This window comes from Bacillus sp. AK128, from assembly GCF_053903075.1.
Genome location: NZ_CP096379.1, coordinates 3990238 through 4010458, shown reverse-complemented (window position 1 = coordinate 4010458; position 20221 = coordinate 3990238). Strand labels below are relative to the sequence as shown.

22 protein-coding genes and 1 pseudogene are annotated in these 20221 nt (G+C 37.1%); 17 read left to right on the top strand and 6 right to left on the bottom strand.

Annotated elements, in window-relative coordinates; genetic code table 11:
* The first annotated feature begins 1 nt into the window (after nucleotide 1).
* The 4 genes from M1D60_RS20125 to M1D60_RS20110 all read left to right on the top strand — a co-directional run bounded on the left by M1D60_RS20125 (nucleotide 2) and on the right by M1D60_RS20110 (nucleotide 2534).
* Nucleotides 2-646 (top strand): energy-coupling factor ABC transporter permease, encoded by a 645-nt coding sequence (locus tag M1D60_RS20125; protein WP_456276603.1) that lies wholly within the window; start codon nucleotides 2-4, stop codon nucleotides 644-646.
* On the top strand, nucleotides 646-945 hold the full coding sequence (locus M1D60_RS20120; RefSeq protein WP_456276602.1) for a PDGLE domain-containing protein: 300 nt from the start codon (nucleotides 646-648) through the stop codon (nucleotides 943-945). The genes M1D60_RS20125 and M1D60_RS20120 overlap by 1 nt, the downstream gene beginning before the upstream one ends.
* A gap of 65 nt (nucleotides 946-1010) precedes the next feature.
* A complete protein-coding gene (gene cbiQ, locus M1D60_RS20115) occupies nucleotides 1011-1685 on the top strand; it encodes a cobalt ECF transporter T component CbiQ (protein WP_456276601.1) in 675 nt (224 codons plus the stop codon).
* 6 nt (nucleotides 1686-1691) lie between these two features.
* Complete coding sequence (locus M1D60_RS20110; protein WP_456276600.1) at nucleotides 1692-2534, top strand: ATP-binding cassette domain-containing protein; 843 nt, start codon at nucleotides 1692-1694, stop codon at nucleotides 2532-2534.
* A gap of 3 nt (nucleotides 2535-2537) precedes the next feature.
* Here the strand turns inward: M1D60_RS20110 and gerPC are convergent, their stop codons facing one another.
* The 4 genes from gerPC to M1D60_RS20090 form a co-directional block, all read right to left on the bottom strand.
* Nucleotides 2538-3050: a spore germination protein GerPC gene (gene gerPC / locus M1D60_RS20105; RefSeq protein ID WP_456276599.1), complete on the bottom strand. Its 513-nt coding sequence runs from the start codon at nucleotides 3048-3050 to the stop codon at nucleotides 2538-2540.
* A 42-nt stretch (nucleotides 3051-3092) separates the two neighbouring features.
* Nucleotides 3093-3308: a hypothetical protein gene (locus M1D60_RS20100; protein WP_456276598.1), complete on the bottom strand. Its 216-nt coding sequence runs from the start codon at nucleotides 3306-3308 to the stop codon at nucleotides 3093-3095.
* Nucleotides 3309-3333: 25 nt separating this feature from the next.
* Nucleotides 3334-3555, bottom strand: a complete 222-nt coding sequence (locus M1D60_RS20095; RefSeq protein ID WP_456276597.1) for a spore germination protein — start codon at nucleotides 3553-3555, stop codon at nucleotides 3334-3336.
* A 95-nt stretch (nucleotides 3556-3650) separates the two neighbouring features.
* The gene (locus tag M1D60_RS20090) at nucleotides 3651-3878 is read right to left on the bottom strand and encodes a spore germination protein (protein WP_456276596.1); all 228 of its coding nucleotides are present in this window, start codon (nucleotides 3876-3878) and stop codon (nucleotides 3651-3653) included.
* A gap of 136 nt (nucleotides 3879-4014) precedes the next feature.
* Between M1D60_RS20090 and M1D60_RS20085 the strand changes: the two genes are divergently transcribed.
* Both M1D60_RS20085 and M1D60_RS20080 read left to right on the top strand, forming a co-directional pair.
* The gene (locus M1D60_RS20085; protein WP_456276595.1) at nucleotides 4015-4317 is read left to right on the top strand and encodes a hypothetical protein; all 303 of its coding nucleotides are present in this window, start codon (nucleotides 4015-4017) and stop codon (nucleotides 4315-4317) included.
* A gap of 693 nt (nucleotides 4318-5010) precedes the next feature.
* Nucleotides 5011-6423 carry a diguanylate cyclase gene (locus M1D60_RS20080; protein ID WP_456276594.1) on the top strand — a complete coding sequence of 471 codons (1413 nt, stop codon included), beginning with the start codon at nucleotides 5011-5013 and terminating at the stop codon, nucleotides 6421-6423.
* A gap of 111 nt (nucleotides 6424-6534) precedes the next feature.
* Here M1D60_RS20080 and M1D60_RS20075 read toward each other — a convergent pair whose 3' ends face one another.
* Nucleotides 6535-6786 carry a hypothetical protein gene (locus M1D60_RS20075; RefSeq protein ID WP_456276593.1) on the bottom strand — a complete coding sequence of 84 codons (252 nt, stop codon included), beginning with the start codon at nucleotides 6784-6786 and terminating at the stop codon, nucleotides 6535-6537.
* Nucleotides 6787-6993: 207 nt separating this feature from the next.
* On the opposite strand from M1D60_RS20075, the pseudogene M1D60_RS20070 reads away from it, so the two are divergent.
* From M1D60_RS20070 to M1D60_RS20050, 5 genes and pseudogenes are all read left to right on the top strand, one after another.
* Nucleotides 6994-7089 (top strand): annotated as a pseudogene (locus M1D60_RS20070) (undecaprenyl diphosphate synthase family protein); the annotation flags it as partial.
* A 615-nt stretch (nucleotides 7090-7704) separates the two neighbouring features.
* Entirely contained in the window at nucleotides 7705-8697 is a 993-nt protein-coding gene (locus M1D60_RS20065) for an N-acetylglucosamine kinase (RefSeq protein ID WP_456276592.1), read from the top strand.
* An 18-nt stretch (nucleotides 8698-8715) separates the two neighbouring features.
* Nucleotides 8716-10029, top strand: coding sequence for a 6-phospho-beta-glucosidase (locus M1D60_RS20060; protein WP_456276591.1), 1314 nt, complete (start codon nucleotides 8716-8718; stop codon nucleotides 10027-10029).
* A 287-nt stretch (nucleotides 10030-10316) separates the two neighbouring features.
* Nucleotides 10317-11144, top strand: a complete 828-nt coding sequence (locus M1D60_RS20055; RefSeq protein ID WP_456276590.1) for a DUF2935 domain-containing protein — start codon at nucleotides 10317-10319, stop codon at nucleotides 11142-11144.
* 445 nt (nucleotides 11145-11589) lie between these two features.
* The gene (locus M1D60_RS20050; RefSeq protein ID WP_456276589.1) at nucleotides 11590-13164 is read left to right on the top strand and encodes a methyl-accepting chemotaxis protein; all 1575 of its coding nucleotides are present in this window, start codon (nucleotides 11590-11592) and stop codon (nucleotides 13162-13164) included.
* Nucleotides 13165-13349: 185 nt separating this feature from the next.
* Here the strand turns inward: M1D60_RS20050 and adhP are convergent, their stop codons facing one another.
* Nucleotides 13350-14372 (bottom strand): alcohol dehydrogenase AdhP, encoded by a 1023-nt coding sequence (adhP, locus tag M1D60_RS20045; RefSeq protein WP_456279502.1) that lies wholly within the window; start codon nucleotides 14370-14372, stop codon nucleotides 13350-13352.
* Nucleotides 14373-14699: 327 nt separating this feature from the next.
* Here adhP and M1D60_RS20040 point away from each other — a divergent pair, with 327 nt between their 5' ends.
* The 6 genes from M1D60_RS20040 (at nucleotide 14700) to M1D60_RS20015 (ending at nucleotide 20125) form a co-directional block, all read left to right on the top strand.
* Nucleotides 14700-15662 (top strand): Gfo/Idh/MocA family protein, encoded by a 963-nt coding sequence (locus tag M1D60_RS20040; protein ID WP_456276588.1) that lies wholly within the window; start codon nucleotides 14700-14702, stop codon nucleotides 15660-15662.
* A 327-nt stretch (nucleotides 15663-15989) separates the two neighbouring features.
* A complete protein-coding gene (yfkAB, locus tag M1D60_RS20035) occupies nucleotides 15990-17096 on the top strand; it encodes a radical SAM/CxCxxxxC motif protein YfkAB (RefSeq protein WP_456276587.1) in 1107 nt (368 codons plus the stop codon).
* 328 nt (nucleotides 17097-17424) lie between these two features.
* The gene (locus M1D60_RS20030; protein ID WP_456276586.1) at nucleotides 17425-17598 is read left to right on the top strand and encodes a hypothetical protein; all 174 of its coding nucleotides are present in this window, start codon (nucleotides 17425-17427) and stop codon (nucleotides 17596-17598) included.
* Between the two features lie 44 nt (nucleotides 17599-17642).
* Nucleotides 17643-17903 carry a hypothetical protein gene (locus M1D60_RS20025; protein WP_456276585.1) on the top strand — a complete coding sequence of 87 codons (261 nt, stop codon included), beginning with the start codon at nucleotides 17643-17645 and terminating at the stop codon, nucleotides 17901-17903.
* 102 nt (nucleotides 17904-18005) lie between these two features.
* Nucleotides 18006-19469 (top strand): PD-(D/E)XK nuclease family protein, encoded by a 1464-nt coding sequence (locus M1D60_RS20020; protein ID WP_456276584.1) that lies wholly within the window; start codon nucleotides 18006-18008, stop codon nucleotides 19467-19469.
* Between the two features lie 26 nt (nucleotides 19470-19495).
* Nucleotides 19496-20125 (top strand): hypothetical protein, encoded by a 630-nt coding sequence (locus tag M1D60_RS20015; RefSeq protein WP_456276583.1) that lies wholly within the window; start codon nucleotides 19496-19498, stop codon nucleotides 20123-20125.
* Nucleotides 20126-20221 lie beyond the last annotated feature (96 nt).

Here is a 20221-nt window from a genome sequence, read left to right as displayed (position 1 = left end):
TGTGCATATACCAGATGGATTTTTGAGCTTAACCGTATGGACTTCAACAATGGGAATTTCCGCTGCTGCTGTTGCGTTATCAGTAAAGAAAACCAAATTGGAGGATAATCAACAAAATATTCCGCTCATTGGGATTGTAACGGCCTTTATCTTTGCAGCCCAAATGATTAACTTTCCTGTTGCTGGAGCAACGTCAGGACATCTAGCTGGTGGTGTGCTGGCAGCAATTTTGTTTGGCCCATGGTTAGCCACCTTGGTTATGGCCTCGGTGGTCATTATACAAGCCCTCTTTTTTCAGGATGGGGGCATTACGGCAATAGGGGCTAACCTGTTGAATGTAGGGGTCATTGCTCCATGGCTAGGATACTTGATCTACAAGCTTTTTCAACAAATGAAATCGGAAAAAATGCTGCTGATAGGTGTGTTTATAGCCTCGTGGGTATCACTTGTTGCCGCAGCGATTGCAGTAGCTTTTGAGTTATATCTTTCAGGAATTGTTCCATTAGGAGCGGCATTAAAAGCAATGATTACCTGGCATTCTATTATAGGCATAGGAGAGGGAATTATTACGGTGGTGGTCGTTCGGTATTTATTAATTAGGCAAGATCAAACCTTTACTCTCTTAGATCGAAAAGAGGTTGTGTAATGATGAAAGTGAATAAGCGCATTTGGGGATTGGCTATAATCACTATTATTTTGGGAGTATTCATTTCGCCGCTAGCCTCTTCGTCACCTGATGGGTTGGAACGTGTAGCTCATGATCTTAGCTTTATTGAAATGGAAAAAGGGTCCTATTTTGAGATTTTTCCAGATTATAGTGTTTCGTTTGTTACATCTGATATTGTAAGCACCTCTATATCAGGACTAATCGGAATTCTCATCATCGGGCTTGTAACCTTTGGTATTATAAGGTTTGCCAATAGAAGGTCAGTTGCTAGAGAATAGGTAAATAAAAAATAGGCTTGCTATCACCAATAGCAGGCCTGTTTATGTAAGAGAAGGTGAGAATCTTGTTTGGTGGCTTTTTTGATATATCAGAGGTTGGAGCAAAAAATAAAATGATTTCCAATACTACCTGCCGTGTGATATTTTTATTAGCTCTTTTAGCGATCAGCGCTTCTCTTCAAGATTTTCTTTGGGTAAGTATATCTTTTACTGTTGTATTTACCTTATGTTTGGTTGCAAGGATTAAATGGACCTATGTTTTTTTGAGAATGCTTTTATTAATTCCCTTTGGTTTAGGAGCCATTGTACTATTACCTTTTACAGTAGGAGAGAGAGACATTGAGGTTTGGGGGGGCTTTGGAGTTTCGAAGGAAGGCGTAACCATTGCTCTACTTCTCATATGTAAATTATTAATCTGCCATTTTATTATTTGTTTGCTGTTATCCACAACCTCACCAACAGAGCTGTTTAACACATTTATAAAGCTAGGTTTTCCAGTCATTCTAGTAGAGATTATGAAAATTACCCTCCGCTATATGGCGGTTTTAATGGATGAGATAGATAGAATGCTATATGCACAACAATCAAGAGGATTATCGATAAGGAGTTTTGCTTCATGGTCTTCATACAGGAGATCTGGAGAATTATTAGGGGTGCTACTGATTCGCTCGTACCATCGAAGCATGAAAATTCACGATGCAATGATCTCAAGGGGGCTTCATTCCTCAGATAAGGAGTAGTGGAGAATGAATGCAATAGAATTTGAAAATGTATACTACCAATATCAAAATGGCAATGAGGTATTAAAGGATATATCCTTGACCATTCCAATGGGAGCAAAAGTAGCTTTACTCGGTCCAAATGGAGCGGGTAAATCAACATTACTACATCATCTTAATGGACTGAAGCTTCCTGCTCGAGGAACAATTTCTATTATGGGAACACCATTGTCCAAAAAAACAGCTCGTCAAATTAGGAAAAAAGTTGGCTTAGTGTTTCAAGATCCAGACGATCAAGTATTTTCAGGAACTGTGTGGGAAGATGTTGAATTTGGTCCTCGGAACCTTAGATTATCGGAAACTGAAACGAAAGAGGTTTGTACTGCTGCACTAGGAAATGTAGGGATGCTAGAATTTAAGGATCAGCCACCTTATCAGTTAAGCTATGGGCAAAAGAAAAGGGTGGCCATTGCTGGCATTCTAGCAATGAGACCTGATATCGTAGTACTAGATGAGCCTATGTCGTATTTAGATCCACAAGGTCAAGATGAAGTGGCAGGATTATTACAAGGCTTACATTATATGGGTAAGACTATTATCTTATCAACCCACGATGTTAATTTTGCAGCCAGCTGGGCAGATATGGTTGTTATTTTAAAGGACGGCGAACTTCTAGATGTAGGAGGGATTGACCTCCTTGTCAATGAGGAGTGTATTCGTAAGGCAAAACTACACATGCCTATTATTTCACGGCTATTTAGGATGGTACCTGACTTAGTATCATCAGGGGATCTACCGAAAAATGAGCAAGAGGCTGTAAGATTGTTGTATAAATTACTAAGAGAAAAGGAGAGCAATTTCTTTACATAAGTATTACAATTGATCTTCGTCTTCTTGATCTATTGGCATGTCAGTATCTTCAGTATCCAAATCGCTAAGCTCAATGGAATCATTTCCTTGTAGAAGCTTTTTTAAATTTTCAGCATCGCTTAAAGAGGTTAATCCGACAAGTAAGGTTCCAGAAAGATCTTTTACACTTAAATCTTGTATTTTGTAATTAATATTTTCTATCGTGACGGGTTGTATCTTTTCAATTTTTTCTTTTAATTGTTTATTTTCTTCTTCTATTTGGTTTAACTTATCGTAGATTTTTTTTATCTGTTCGCCGAGTGTTTGTTCAGTGTAATCTAAAGCTTTGTTCTCATTTGACTGTTCAATCTGTTCCTTACCATATGATTCCCTCATTTTATGTGAAGTCTCTTGGACATGCTGATTGAGTGAAGCATGTGGAGATGGATAGGTTGGTTGAACATATAATCGTTGGTAAGGATCGTAGTGGGGATAATAATAATTGGGTTGATGATAGTAGTACCCTTGCTTATTCAAAAATAACACTCCTCGTCACAAGTCTTTTGAAATGGGAATGAATTAGGAATCTGTCGGCCATTTTTTTTCGGAAACCATCTGTTCGGGGACAAGATCTCCTATGTCCTGTTTATCTACTTTATTTTCTTCGTAATTTGCCTTTGGAGCCTTTAAGGATTGGGCTCTGTTATCTGCTAGAACTACCTTCCCAACATTTATAGAACCCAATGTACTGATGGTATTGACTCTTATGTTTTTAATGTTAATTTGCAAGTTCATAGTAGTCAGCCTTTCATTGGGTTGATTATAGTTGTTGTTGAGCTTGATCCTGTACATCAGAATCATTGGCATGATTGGTATTATTAAATTGTAAGGGACTATTATTGGCATCCCCAGACTGAAGGTAACCAACATTCATTTTAAGATTTGCCTGGTGTCCCTTATGCAAGACATTCCCGAAGTTTATGGAGGCATTACTAGAAGCACTGTTAATGCGAATGCCAAAAATGTTATTAACATGAGTCATGTGTGGTACCTCCTTCAAACACTTAGACATAAAAACATTTATATAAATTCTACTAAACAACTGGCATTTACTAGATACATATCATGCTTATCTGCTTAAATCTGTGCTTGTGCTTGATCAGAAACATCCGGATCATTTGAAAAGTTTGAATTATTGAATTGGAGTGGTGAGAAATTTGCATCTCCTGGCTGCAGGTAACCTACATTCATTTTATTGTTCGCCTGGTGTCCCTTATGCAATGCATTCCCATAGTTAATGGAAGCATTGTTTGAACTGTTATTAATACGGATGCCAAAAATATTGTTAATGTGCGTTGGAAACATAACTTCACCTCATTTCAAGTTGATACACGTAGTATATTCATATTGATCAGTGTTCGTGAAGACGAAAAGTAAATTAGGGGTTATTCATGAGCAAATACCCAATTGGTGCATAAAGATATTAGGAAAAAATATTCTTATGGAGGTACTACAATTGAATTATTATCCTTATGGAAATGTCCCTCGGAATTATAAAAGCAGCCACTATTTACCATTTCAGGTAGGTGGTCAAGTTCAAATGAATGCGACAAATATAACTCAGACACATATGAACTACCCTGTGCTAGAAGGCAATGTTTGTGCATATACCCCGGGCACACCGATTTATTACAATAAACTAGATGTTAAACATTGGCCATCCCAAGACTATACAATGCCCCATCCTAAAGGATTCGCACATACTTTGCATCAAGGTAATTATGCACCATATCGTTATTACTAGAGATTGCCTGTGTAGATAGGAAAGCCTGTTTGTTTTAGAAACAAAGGGACGGTTTTTATGCTTCCGATGGAAGGGTGAGAACCGTTCCTATGTTTTGGCGGATGTATTATTTTGAAATAGAAAATAATTACTCTAATTTAAAAAAACGTTTAATTAAACATTACATAATGATTTGTTTTGAGGGGATTTCTTTGTGATGCCAAAAAATTAACTTGAGAACGATCTTCTAATAATACAATTCTAAAGAAATTAATAGTTGAAAAAACAAAGAATTTTAGTCATAACCTAGAAATAATTATTGCGACCTAGTTATTGAGCTCCGGGCTTATTTTAATGGATAAATTTATAATATTTTGTTGAAAACTCACAATGAAACTACTACAGTTGAATTATTAGTTAGTCCTTAGGAGGCATGGGTTTGTTGGATTTCATACAAATGATGTATTTTTTGATTGTCCCAAGTGTGAGCGTGTTGTTGAGGGTAGTTAAGGCTTTGAGAGGAGGACATAAGGGATCAATCTGTCCCCTTGTATCGATTATATTAAATTAACCCCTATTTTTTCCTCTTTTTTTCCATTCATCGCTTATTTCAACCATCCAACTACCAGTAAATGTTATATAATAAAAATAAGTATTTTTTACTGAGCCATAGAAAAATCACAATCATATATACAACGGATGGGGTAGGGTCATATGGAACAAAGAGACTTACTTGTACTTCAGCAGCAGGTTACTGTACTTAGAGCAGAAGGTAAATATAAGGAAACGATTGAGGCTTGTTATGAGTTGATAAGGCTGGCGGTGGAAGTAAATAGCCATAAGTCTTTATTAGTGGCATATATCAATCTAGCTGCCTCTTATTATTGTATAGGTGACATAGAAGAAGCATTTATTAGTATAGAAGCATATAGCGAGATATGTAGGACTCATGGTGATGAAGCAGATCATCTTCAGCTTTTTAACGTGCTATTTTTGCTTTATGACTATAATAAAGATTACGATCGTGCGAAACAGACGTTGACGAAAAGTATTGAGCTAGGAGAAAAGCTTGAGAAATACAATATAGTCAGTAATGGATATAGTAACTTAACCCACGTTCTGATTCTGGAAGAAAACTATGAGGAAGCTTTAACCACGGCTAAGCTAGGACTGGACATGGCGAAGAAGCATACTCCAGCAAGTCCCATATTAGAAATTCGTGTCAGTTTAAATATCGCTCTAGCATATATTGGACTGGGAGAGATGGAGATTGCTGATAACCTCATTAAGGAAATTGAGGAACAGAGCGTACTTGATTCATTCATTAGAGAGAAATCTCAGAGTTATATATTGAGAGGCAAATGGCATGTGAAGCAGACTAATTGGAAGGAAGCAATGGAATCCTTCAATGCAGCCAAAGAACTTGTGGAAAGCTACCAGGATCTTTATTTGCTTAAAATCATTCAAGAGGAACGCTGTAAAATCTGTGATGAAATGGGAGATATACAGCTAGGGTACCTTATTCAAAAAGAGTACATTTCGCTATTAAATGAAATCAATCAACGAGAGCTTTCTTTAAAAGCAATTAAGATTGAAGTTAAACATCATGTGAAAGAAATGGAACGGAAGGCTAATATGGATTTTCTGTCAGGTGTTTATAATAGAAGTTATTTGGAAACAACCGCAAATGAATGGCTTAAAAAAGCAAATAGTGAGAATGAAAACGTCGTGTGTATTGCATTTGATGTGGATGATTTTAAAGCAATAAATGATACGTATGGTCATTTATGCGGGGATGAGGTCATCAAACAAGTAGGTACAGTGTGTAAAAGTACATTCAATGAACATAACCTAATCGGTCGCTACGGTGGAGATGAGTTTGTGATTCTTCTATATGGTGAAACAACAGAGGCTAGCTTATGGAAGGCTGAAATGCTACAAGAATCTCTAAAGGACTTACACATTGAAAGTCAAGGGCAAACATTAGCTATTAAGACGAGCATGGGTGTAGCAGACAATCAAAAAGGGCAGGTAAAGGAATTTAAAGACCTCTTTCAATTAGCTGACAAGAGTCTGTATCAGGCAAAGCAAAATGGGAAGAATCAAATCTTATTATTTAATCAATAAACGTAAAGGGACATCAGATCATGATGCTCCCTTCTTTTTATATAATTTGGACTAAGGATAGGTAACTCTGCTTCTCCTTTTTTATTTTATAGGAGACTTTTTACTAGTTTTTCAAGATTTATTATTTATATGTTTTTTATACTTTGATTCAGTAGTGAGCCAATAATAAATGCCAAAGAATATTCCCAAAAATATGGCTCGGGTTATGTGTTCACTAATAGGTTGAGAAATGCCGATAATCACAGCAAGTCCCAAGATCACAAAGAATACAGCTGTCCCGTAGAGTAAAATTCCATACAGTAGTATAAATCTAAACATCCCTAATTTTCTGGTCTTCTCCCATTTAGCCCAATCAACAGACATCGTGACGCCTCCTTTTACAAAATAGAATCAATTCCTGACTTCAGTAATCACATAAAGTGATATCAGATTTCTCCTCCATTATGTTCCTTCTTTAAAATAGATTATTTAATGAGTTCAAGTTAAGTATTCCATTTTATCTTATCAATAAAACCGAGATAGATGAAATGAGAAAGTAATTCATCTGCTGAGGGGAGCAAGGGTACGATTCTAAGTAATTTCCTGCTCTGGTAGTTGCCCTACACTGAGTTTGGGTTTACCGATGTGCTGTGGCCGGATTTTTCTGAGAAAGAATTTCTAGATTAGGGCTCATACTTGAATTAGAAATAAGAGGCCTTTCTTAGTATTTAGAAATAGCAAATAGTCGACCGAATTTAAACAAACGTTTAATTAAACTTTTCAAAGTAAATTGTTATACAGCTGTTTCTCTATGGTGGAAATAAATTAACTTCAAATTGGTTCGTAAAACTATTACTTTAGAATAATAATATCTTATCCCTGACATGATCATAATCTAGCGTTCACGACTGATTCTATGTCAAAGGAAAGAATGTATCTCTTTCCTCTTGTTTTCATTCTGGATGACGTATTATATGAAACAAGTAGAAGGAGATGAGGGAAGTACCCTCTCGTAGGGATGTCCTTCTTTCTAAATAATTTTGACAAAGTCCTGACCATTTGGACCTAGCGCCCACTATTTAAAAAAAGTGAGGGGTTTTTTTTATCCGAATATATCCATAATTTATCCTACCAATTATATACCAAACTAGTGATATACTTATAAAAAAACACAGGTGGCTCTAAGCAATGAAGATATTGTCTCATCTATTTTAGTAAGGGAATTTCTCTATTGAGAATAGAAGAACGAGGTTTTGACACTGCTGGACAAGACATGATGCATGATGAAAAGGAGCAGATCAGATGCGGTATGTTATGGGAGTGGATGGAGGCGGAAGTAAAACCTTCACGGTAATATGTGATGAAGATGGGAACCGCGTCGGGCAAGGTGTGTCTGGACATGGTAATCATCAGTTAAATGGAATTGAGAGCGCTATCAGAAATATTAAGGATTCGATCAATCAAGCTTTGCACTCAGCTAATCTGGATTATAGGGATATATCTTTTGTGTTGTATGGTTTAGCTGGGGCGGATCGGGAGAAGGATTTTTCTATTTTAAGGCCGGCGTTGTCACGGTTACCTTTTGATAACTGGGAGGTTGTTTGTGATACGATGGAGGGTCTTAGAACAGGGAGTTCGAATAATGTAGGGGTAGTCCTTGTCTGTGGAAGTGGTACAAATGCCGCGGGTAGAAATGAACAAGGAGACGTCATTCAAACAGGTGGATTTGGTTATTTTTATGGTGATGGCATTGGTGTAGGTGGCTATGAATTGGCAAAAGAGACGTTTAGAATGGCCGTACGCTCTTGGGAACTTCGTGAACCCGCGTCTGTCCTACCAGCAATGGTATCAAAGCATTTAGGGTATGAAAGTATGGAAGAAGTGTTTCATGACTATCTAGACAAAGACATCAATACAGTTCCTAGTAGTCTTGCTATTGTCTTACACCAAGCAGCAGATTGTGGAGATCAACTGGCAATCAGTTTACTAGAACGTGTTGGTAAAGAACTCGGGCTTGCGGCTAATTCTGTGATAAAAAGGCTTGGCGGTATTGAAACTACTCCAATCCCGATTGTGTTAGTGGGTAGTGTCGTTCAAAAAGGGAAGAATGAACACCTATTGCGATTATTACGAAGCACAATGGAACAGGAAAATCCTAGGATAGACATCATTATTCCGAAAATGGAGCCTGTGTATGGGGCAATCATGTTAGCGATGGATCATCTGAATCTACCTGTGACTCAAGAAATGCAGGATAAGTTTATCCAATATGGTGGGTATGATACTAAGAAATAGTAGGGAGTGGTATTTTCCATGGAAAAGAATCTTAAGATAGCAGTAATTGGTGGGGGCTCTTCTTATACTCCTGAACTGATCGAAGGTCTAATCAAGAATTACGATGAATTACCAGTTCGAGATTTATATCTAGTCGATATAGAAGAAGGTAAAGAAAAACTTGAAATAGTTGGAGCACTTGCCAAAAGAATGGTAGAAAAAGCAAACGTTCCAATTAATATACATCTTACCTTAAATCGGAGAGAGGCAATTGCCGGGGCTGATTTTGTTACGACACAAATCCGAGTAGGGATGCTAGATGCACGTTCAAGAGATGAAAGAATACCATTTCGTTATGGTTGTATCGGTCAAGAAACAACAGGTGCGGGTGGGTTTGCAAAAGCATTACGAACAGTTCCTGTTATATTAGATATATGTAAAGAAATAGAGGAATTAGCTCCAAATGCTTTTCTACTAAACTTCACAAATCCAGCGGGGATTGTAACAGAGGCAGTCATCAAGCATTCAAATGTAAAGACAATTGGTTTATGTAATCTTCCAATCGGAACGAAGATGGCGATTGCAAAAATGATGGAAGTAGACGTTTCAGCTGTTGATATTGAAGTACTAGGAATCAACCATCTAAATTGGACAACAAAGGTATTAATTAATGGTGAAGATCGAACGAAGGAAATGTTGAATGCGTTCTCAACACAGAAGAACTTAACGGCAAAGAACATTCCTGATCTTCTCTGGGATCCTGAGTTTTTACAATCGCTTGGAATGATTCCTTGTAGCTATCACAGATATTACTATATGAGTGATACGATGCTAGAGGAGCAACAGGCTTCGTTTCAAGAAAAAGGAACGAGAGCGGACGAAGTGAAGCAGGTAGAAAAAGAATTATTTGAACTATATAAAGACCCTAATCTAAACATTAAACCACCACAGTTAGAAAAGCGTGGGGGTGCCTATTACTCTGAGGCTGCCATCAACCTCATTCGATCAATTTATAACAATAAAAAAGATATTCAGACCGTGAATGTGAAAAATAATGGGATTATTCCAGCACTGCCGGATGATGTTTCGATAGAGGTTAATTGTGTGATTGATTCAGAAGGAGCTCATCCAATACAGCTACGTTCACCGATTCCTCCACAAGTAAGAGGATTACTGCAGGTTGTAAAAGCATTTGAAGAATTAACAGTAGAAGCAGCTGTACATGGAGATTACGATGCTGCCCTACAAGCACTTACGATTCACCCGTTAGTGGGATCAGTGGATAAAGCAAAGAATATATTGCATGATATTCTACAAGAGAATAAGGAGTATTTGCCGCAGTTTAATAAGTAGAGTTTGGGGGCGAGAGGATCAGTTCTATCCCCTCCCTTTATATTATGGATGGCTAGGAATTAGGGGACGAGTTCTGTCCACTTTGTTACATGTAATCATCATTTTCAAGGTAATACATATAGTAAAGTTTGAATAAAATGCTTATTCGTTGAGGTTTTATATTACTAGGGGGAGAAGGTTCATCCATATACCATTGACCTCATTTTCTACTTTAGCAGGTAATTTATTCATGTTCATGGTTTTTAAAAATACTATATAGAAAGGATGATTAAGTTAGGGGGATGATTGTGAATAGAAGTAATAGGCTCACTCCATGGGAAGAACACTATTTTTGGGTGAATATTCTTTTAGATCATGCAGTTTTTGTGAGGGATTATCTTTCTCCAGCAGAAACTACACTGGTAAACGAGGCAAATGGGTTTATATCTAGATTTGCTACGATTAGAGCTCAGCTTCAACAAATTTCAAGTCAAAGTGATGTAAGTTCTCAGGCACTAATTGAATTTTCTAAGATTTCTGCACAGGCTGCTTATGATTATTATCGTTTTGAAGGAAAGATTATGAATCTCAGAATTAATAATGAAGTGAAAATAAACATCACGCCAACCTACTTTAACGGGACGACAAATGAAAATGCTGAGTACTTAAGAATCCTTCAATACTATATGAAGGGCATGGAATATCCTCCGCTTCCATTGGTGGATTTATTAGATCTATGGCTAGAAGATCAGCTTGGTCATGCCTCCTTATTAAGAAGATCATTAGATGGGGTCGAGCAGTTGATGCTTGAACGTGTGAATAACATGATTAAAGTATTTTCTGCACATATGCTAAAAAATGATGCCATAAAAGGTTATTTACGATTCATTCAACCCAATTTCTCCGCACAAATTCAATTCGCTCAAGACGTTATTAAAACGGTCGCCGCCTTTAATGAAACAGTGGAGCATATATTAGAGCTATACAAAGATGATGAAGTGTTCAACTCAACTGATTTACGCTTTTTAGAGCATCACTTTCCAGAATCCTGTTACTTCTTAAACAAGCTATCTGATTTTGTACCAGGCATGCAGCCTAATTGTGCGGTTTCTGATTATTTTAGATATCAGGGATAGAAGGGGAGGGATAGAAGGGGACAGGGACTTCGTCTCACAAACCTAGCATTTATGTCTTTGCACCACGTGGATCAATGGATTAACGTGAGGGCCGTGAAGTAATATGGAGGATGTTTTTCTTTAAAGTATTTGCAATCATTACACCTACACCGTTTTATGGTAGGTGTTTTTTTGTTTAGGAAAAACGGAAGGAGAGTAATTTAGAGCTGCAGTATCGCTGTGGATATTTTTAATGGAACAAAGTCCCTGTCCCCTTGATTCACCCTTGATTCACCCTTGATCCACGGCAAAACTATTAAATTTTATGTAGGAATGACATCCTATTATACATGGTGTACATCCTACTAAATCCATGAAAGATACAGGAATGTTGGGCTATATGGCTCTTGTACTTTTCTCATTATACTAAGAGTATCAACACAGAAAAATACTGGGGGAATTTCAAATGAAATGGACCGTGGGTAAAAAGTTATATGCGGGTTTTTTATCAATTCTACTTATTATGGGTGGATTAGGTGTATTGTCGATTGTAAAAATGTCGGATATTAACGATAGATCTACAGAAATTAAAGAAAATTGGTTACCTTCTGTGCAATATGTATTAGAGGCAAAAGGCAATTTGGAGAAGTTAGTAGCTTTAGAGTTAAAGCATGTGACATCAACTGATGAAGATGTGATGGCAGAATACGAAATAGAAATAACAGAGACTACTGCTTCAATAAATGATTCCTTACAGTTATACGAACCACTTTTAACGACAGATAAAGAAAAAGAGCTATTTAATGATTTTCAAAAAGAGTTTGAAGAATTTAATCTCGTTCACATTGAGGTAATTGACTCAAGTAGAAATAATGATAACGTAAAAGCTGCCGCAAAAGTGAAGGAAGCAGAACAGCAGTATAGCGAGATGATTGGCAAATTAGATGAACTGGTGGAAATTAATCAAACAGGTGCAGCCAGTGCAAGTGATCAAGGGGATGTCGAATATGCACAGGCTAGAACACTCATCATAATGTTTATAGCCATTTCACTTATACTTGGCGTTGGGATTGCCTTCTTCTTAACAAGAGGAATTACAAGGCCATTAATCCGTGTGACGGAAAACCTACAGCTTGTGGCTGATGGTGATCTTCGAGTGAATGAGATTGAAGTGAAAGGAAAAGATGAAGTGGCTACTCTTACAAAGAGCTTTAATGCAATGGTCACTTCTTTGAAAGAAATCGTCTATCAATTAAGCTCGAGTGCGAGCAATCTGGCATCAAGCTCAGAAGAAATCAGTGCAAGTACGGAAGAAATTGCAAGTGGAAGCCAGCAACAGGCAAATGAAGCGAGTAGTGCAGCAGAAATGGTTAAAGAAATGGCATCTGCTGTGGAGAATGTTACAAAAAATGCTGAAAGTACATCACAGTCTGCTGAATCTACTGTTGACGCAGCAAACAGAGGACAGCATGTTGTACAGGAAACACTAGAAGGCATGAAATTAATTAATGAAAGAATTACAGAGCTATCTAATAAATCGATTCAAATCGGTGATATCTTACAAGTCATTGATGAAATTGCTGAACAAACCAACCTGTTGGCATTAAACGCAGCCATTGAAGCAGCAAGAGCAGGTGAATCTGGAAAAGGCTTCTCTGTCGTTGCAGATGAAGTGAGAAAATTAGCGGAGCGAAGTAAAAATGCAACAAAAGAAATCTCTGTTCTTATTCAGTCTATCCAGTCAAACACGAAGGAAACAGTGGATGCGGTGAATCAAGGAAATGAGAAAACTAATAATGTTGGAATGACATTCAACGAAATTGTGTTACTTGTCAAAAAATCTGCCCAAATGGTAGCTGAAATTGCAGCTGCAAGTGAAGAGCAAATGGCACAATCGCAGGAAGTGTTACTTGCTACTCAAAATATTGCGGCGGTCTCTGAAGAAACAGCTGCTGGAGTAGAACAAACAGCTGCTACTTCCACAGAGCTTGCTAAAATGGCAGAAGCACTTAATATGCTTGCCGCTCGATTTAAATTATAAGAATGCTACATGTAAAACCAACCCCACCTCTTATGGTGGGTTTTTTATGGCGAAACAATCTATTTAAAAACAAAAGGCTGGGCCACAAGTATATAGTGATCCAGCCTCAAATAAACCTATTAAATTGCAAATACAATAGATCTATCTGTTAATACACTAATGATTTATCTTGAATGAGGTTACTCTTATACCTTCTTAAAATCAATCACCATTCGACCTTGAATCTTTCCTTGTTTCATTTCTTCGAATACATCTTGTACTTCATTTAGGCAACGGGTTTGAACAATTGGTACGACTTTACCTTCTGCACCGAATTGGAAAGCTTCTTCTAAGTCTCGACGTGTACCCACTAATGATCCAACTACTTCAATACCATCCAGTACAAGTCGAGGTATATCTAAGTCCATCGTTTCGGATGGTAAACCTACAGCGATGACCTTACCACACGCACGGACAGCATTGACTGCTGAGTTAAAAGCTACCTTAGAAACGGCTGTGACAACGGCAGCATGCGCTCCACCGATTTCTTCTTGAATGATTTGATCCGCATCCCCTTGTGTTAGAGGGTTGATCGTCATATCTGCACCAATTTCTTTGGCCAAAGCAAGTTTATCATCATTAATATCAACAGCAATCACTTTTGCATTAAACACCTGTTTCGCATATTGGATAGCAAGATTTCCTAATCCACCACAACCATAGATGACAATCCATTGTCCTGGCTCAATATTCGAAACTTTGATTGCTTTATAAGTAGTAACTCCTGCACATGTAATACTACTCGCTTGTGCTGGTTCTAATCCTTCAGGTACTTTAACGGCGTAATCAGCCGTTACGATACATTGTTCAGCCATGCCGCCATCAACACTATAACCAGAATTCTTTACGTTACGGCAAAATGTTTCTCTACCAGTTGTACAATATTCACATCTACCACAAGATTGGAATAGCCATGCAATGCTTACCCGGTCGCCGACCTTTAAGCTAGTCACATCATCAGCCACTTTAGACACCGTACCGATCCCTTCATGGCCAAGGATACGACCTTCAACCACACCAAAGTCACCAGCAGCTACGTGTAAATCAGTATGACAAACTCCACAAAATTCTACATCAACTAAAGCTTCACCTAGTTGTAGGGATCTGACTTCTTTTTCAATTACTTCAATGTTTGCTTTAGCATTTGGATTCACGACTACTGCTTTCATAATGATGATCTCTCCTTTAAATTGCCAAAATAGTGCTTCATGATTACACCTTGAATTTATCATGTAATATGAAATCCTATCTGTGAGATTTGTCACTAAATATGGAATTATTTTCTAATATATCTATGGCTATTAGTGGGGTAGAGGGTCCCTGTCTCCTTGGTGTTTTCTATCTTTATAGTTTTTTACTTATTTTGCATAAATCTAAACGAGTATAATACTCTTAAGTAGAAATTATATATGTTGGGTGTGGACAACCAATCAGGAAAGTTGTTCTAAAGTAGGAGAGTACCACCCTATCACGGAATAAAAAGGAGGAATACTGTTATGAAAATTGGGATGATTGGAACTGGCTTTTTTGCAAATAAGCATTCTAGTATTCTTAGTGAATTAAATGGAGTAGAAGTAACTGCATTTTTGGGAACAAGTATAGAAAAGGCAGAAAAGGAAGCAAGAAAATGGTCAAACGCCAAAGGGTTTATACATGTGGAAGAGATGTTAGATCAGCAAAAGCTAGATGCTGTTTACATCTGTGTACCTCCAATGGCGCATGGTACCTTTGAAAAAGAGTTGCTAGATAGAAATATTCCTTTTTTTGTAGAGAAGCCGCTTGGAGTTTATGACGAACCATATGAGATTGCAAGAAAGGTCGAAGAACAAGGTTTAATTACTTCCGTTGGTTACCAATGGCGCTATAGAGATACGACTCAAAAAATGCGGTCAATTCTTCAGGAACGTAAAGTAGGCATGGCTCTTGGATACTGGATGGGTGATATGCCAATGGTTCCTTGGTGGAGAGATGTACATAAATCTGGAGGACAATTTGTTGAGCAGACTACACATATTGTTGACCTGTTACGCTATCTTTGTGGAGAAATCAAAGAAGTGTATGCTGCCTTTAATAGCAGTATGATGCATGAGAAAGTGGATGGAACAACGGTATCAGATGTAGGAAGTGTTATGTTAACGTTGCAAAATGGAATCATTGCCACTATTTCAAATACATGTATTCTTCCTAGTTCATACAAGGTTGGATTAGAACTTTACACAAATCAAGGTGTACTAGAAGTTAGTATGAATGAAGCAAGAGATAGTAGGGAAGGCACTACAGAGAAATATTCAGATGAGTTAAATCCTTATTTAGTTGAAAACAAGATTTTTCTAGATGCTGTAAGAACAGGGGATCCCTCCAACATCCTATCAACATACCAAGACGCTGTAAAAACTCACCAAGTGACAACTGCAGCTGGACAATCAGCAATGACGGGGAAACCTATTATTATAGGATAGTAGGGGACAGGGACTTCGTCTCATAAACCTAGCATTATTACCTATTAGTATCGTGTATGTCTTTGCCGAGACAGGATTATTGGTGGATTAACGTGAGGGGCAGTGGAGTAATTTCTTTATAGTATTTGCATTTATTACACCACCTACGCCGTTTTATGGTAGGTGTTTTTTTGTTTGGGAAAAACGGAAGGGGAGAAGGAGAGCAATTTGAAGCTACAGTATGACTGTGGATTATTTTTAATGCAACAAAGTCCCTGTCCCCTTGGTTCCAAAATGTACGAATGAATAGTATAATGAAGGCTGAATTTAATAAGAGGGAAGTTATCTATGAAGAAGAAAATGACACCATTGTTTGATCCATGGGAAGGTTATGTAGAAGTAGAAGAAAGAGGAAGTCTGCTTTTATCAAATGTTGAGTTTACCACAACGACTTTATGTAATATGCGCTGTGAACATTGTGCGGTAGGGTATACGTTAACGAATAAAGACAGAGAAGGATTACCGATTGAATTGATCCTAAAAAGGCTAGATGAAATACCAAATCTACGTTGTATTAGTATCACCGGTGGTGAACCGATGCTGTCCAAAAGTTCAGTGAATAATTATGTGATACCTCTATTAAAATATGCGCATGAACGTGATGTTTACACGCAAATGAATTCAAATTTAACGATAGAGCTTGATCGATATGAGAATGTAATTCCCTATCTAGATGTCCTACATATTTCTCATAACTGGGGAACGCTTGAAGATTTTGTGGAAGCTGGTTTTGCGAATATGGATAGAAAACCATCCCTAGCTCAAAGAGAAAAGTTGTTTACGAGAATGATCGAAAATAGCAAGGCATTGTCTCGTTCAGGTGTTATGGTGTCTGCTGAAACGATGTTAAATAAAAGGACGTTTCCATACTTAGAGTCCATTCATAAGCAGGTCGTGAATGAAATGGAGTGTGGGCGTCATGAGGTCCACCCTATGTATCCAAGTGACTTTGCAAGCTCATTAGAATCTTTAACATTGAGCGAGACGCGGGAAGGGATCACTCGTCTACTAGATACTCGACATGAAGACACATGGATGCTGTTTGGGACATTACCGTTTTATCCTTGCAACCATGAGAAAGAAGACATTGATCTCATTCGTCGACTATATTCCGCTCCCAACGTAACGGTACGGAATGACCCAGATGGTCGCACAAGATTAAATGTTAATATATTCTCAGGAGACGTGATTGTAACCGATTTTGGAGATACTCCAGCTCTAGGGAATATCCAACATGATCGTTTACTAGATTCATATAAAAAGTGGCTCACGACAGAGACTGCCAAATCACTTACTTGTCATTGTCCGGCAGTAAAATGTTTAGGTCCTAATATTCTCGTGAAGAATTCATATTACCCAGATGTGGATTTTACGAGTAGGAAGTCGGTTATTTAGGTGGTCCGTAGGGACAGGGACCTTGTCTCGTTCACCTACATTTTCCTACGAGCGTTATTTCCAGTGAATTTGTAAGAAATTGGATTGTTGATGTATCGACACGAGTTGTAGTTAAGTAGGAATAGTTTTCTTTATAGTATTTGCATTTCACCTACATCGTTTTATGGTAGGTGTTTTTTTTAGGAAAAACGAGAACATACAGCAAGGTTACGGATTATGTTTAATGGAACAAGGTCCCTGTCCCCTTGGTTCACGTAAATTTATGGAACCTTTCTCTTAACTGTAACGTACATAAAATTAAGATTTTTATTACACATAGGGGGAAATTATGTCAAAAAAGCTGATGGGGCTACTACTAGTTATCACAAGTGCAACTGTGATGGTAATCAATGTCACCTATTTTAAGGATGAAAATTGGTATGATCTAGTTCGGTGGATAACATGCGCCATATTTTTAGTAGGCTTTGTCATTATTCCTAATTACTCTAAACCAAAAAACTAAACCATAGGTTTAATGTAAATGAATGAAGTGGGGAGGTGTGACCTTTGAGTAAATATAAAGTGATGAGATTCCTATATGCTTTGGTGCATATAATTGCACCAATTTTCTATCTGATACTATCAACTACTTGGGGTTACTTTTTCACCTCTAAACTCTTATGGGAGAACCTGATAGACACCCTTTGCATATTAGCAATCTGGTATATAGGAATAAGTGTTTTATGGTTTTTAAGTATTAATTACTTAGATGAGCAGAGTGAAAAAATTTCAAAAGAAATTGAAAATAGATTTAACAATGCGAAATAAACTTGTTCGTATGGTAGAAGGAATAGGATTACCCCTTGGACCATAAATTATAGCTGAAATTTTAAAGTATAAACGTCTATATAACCCAAGGAGAGGATTATAATGAATTCTTTAATTTGTCCAAACTGCAATGCTAGTTTAATAGAAGATGCTTGGGAAAATACATACGAAAAAGAAGATGGAGGCATCATGCTGGATGCATTTCTAGCTTTTGTTTGCGAGAGTCAATGCGGATATTCAAAACGAATCGAAGATGAACCAAGAATTATTGCCCAACAGGGAGAAGACCGTCTGTTAATCATTTATCCTGATTTACAAGGGAGAATTTTGGATGTGAGAGACTCTGTTCTTTGGCCATCTGTGTATTATGAGTCGATTCTTGGAAGAGGAGGATGGGAGGATTATATGGGCAACCATGATTTAAATACACTGCTAGAAAAGGCGCGTGATAGTGAAACCGCTTTTGAAGGTCCTCCTAATCTATTTAAGTTTGCCACAAGTGAATTATCACAGGATGCATTTATATGCTGGTTATTTGAACATGTAAGATTAAAGACAAATGACACGGTAAACCAAGTAGGAAGCCAGCTACTAACAACACTATTTACTAAGTATAAGAAGCTACACCCAGAATTTGAAATGAAAAATCTATTTGAGTATACATTAAAGATTGAGCAACAGAAGCATAAAATAGATATATTACTTACCCTAACACCAAGGTACGGAGAAGAAAAGGTTTATATCATCATAGAAGATAAGACGGTAAGCGGAGAAAGCAGGAAGAACCAAATCCAATATTACACGAAGAAGTTAAAGGATGAAGATCAAGCAGCAACAATCATTCCAGTTCTATTTAAAACAGGATACACAACCAATGAAAAGCAGAAAGAATATGAGGATCAAAAAATTGTGGTATTCGGATATAGAGAAATCTATGAGCTATTCTCAAAAAATGAACAAATACTAAAAGATAATATCATTCTTCATAGTTGGTGGGTCAATTTTAATCAAAAATTCTATCAACCTATAAAATTAGCCAAAGCTTTTAAGGGTGATGAAGGCATGACTTTAAAGAGTATTTCTAAATTGGTAAGAGAAAAAGGATTCCCAGAAAAAATCATATTTCAAAAAGTGACGGAGTATCTATTTAATTCCATATCCAGCGATTTTATAACAAACATATACAGTGTACAGGGTAAGGGCCATGTGGATTGGCATTTTGAGTTAAGTAGGGTAAGTTGGTCAAGCGCAAGAAAGAATATAGCTATCAGTGCTTATTTAGTATGGGATACGTATGACTTTAGTTTAGTCATTAAAACTTCCCCGTTAAAATATAAACCATTAAGTAAATTATCAGAGATTGAGAAAAAGGAATATATTGAAACTAGGGACAAGATCAAAGAAGGTTTAAAGATAGCAAAACATCAAGACTGGAAACTAGCCAACTACTATCTGCAAATCGCTCAAATGAAAAACATTAATGACATCACATTGGAAATCCTGAGTACCAAGATGACGAACGATCTTAGACTCATAGGTGATGAAATAGATAGAATTATGAAGTGATAACTAATGAGTGTAGGAGTAAAAAAATGGACATTAACTATGAAGAGGTATACAGATCTCTTAAAGCATATCTTTGTAAAAAGAACCCGGTAAAAACAAAAGATATCACTAAGGATATTAAGGATTTCTTTAATATAGAGGAAAATAATAATTTAGGAATCTTCTCGCGTTCTAGAACTGAATATCTTACAGATGTTCATATTACAAGCTTTTCTCCTTTAGAGGTAGTAGAGAAAAAATCACAACGAAGTAATAATAAGGAAATTCTAGCTATTAAACCTGGAACTACTATTAAATCCTATCTAGCTGTAGAATCAGAATTAGGTGGGAGTGGTGCCTCTTCCGCTTACGGCATTATGCAAAACGTTGTAGAAGACTTTTGTAAGTTACTTCTCATTAATAGTGATTATAAGATGCTGGTATTTACTTCATTGAAATATAGTGAAGAAGATGAAAATGAGTATATTAAGAACAGAGTCAAAACTCTAAAAGATATATATGTAAAATCATCTCCAAGAGAAAATGAAAAAGGTTTGCTGTTAGTACATATTAAAGGAACACGGGCTAAGTCGACACAAGTTCAGGTTGAAGTTAGTGATAAGAATATCAGTGGATTTCTCATTAACTGTAATCATGTAATGATGATAGATGGTTAGAGTGATACCAAAAGTAGAAAAGGATTGTCTTTTTAAGTGTATTGCTTCGAAACACCAAGTTATCTGAATCTTCTTTACATAGGCACACTTCTTTTA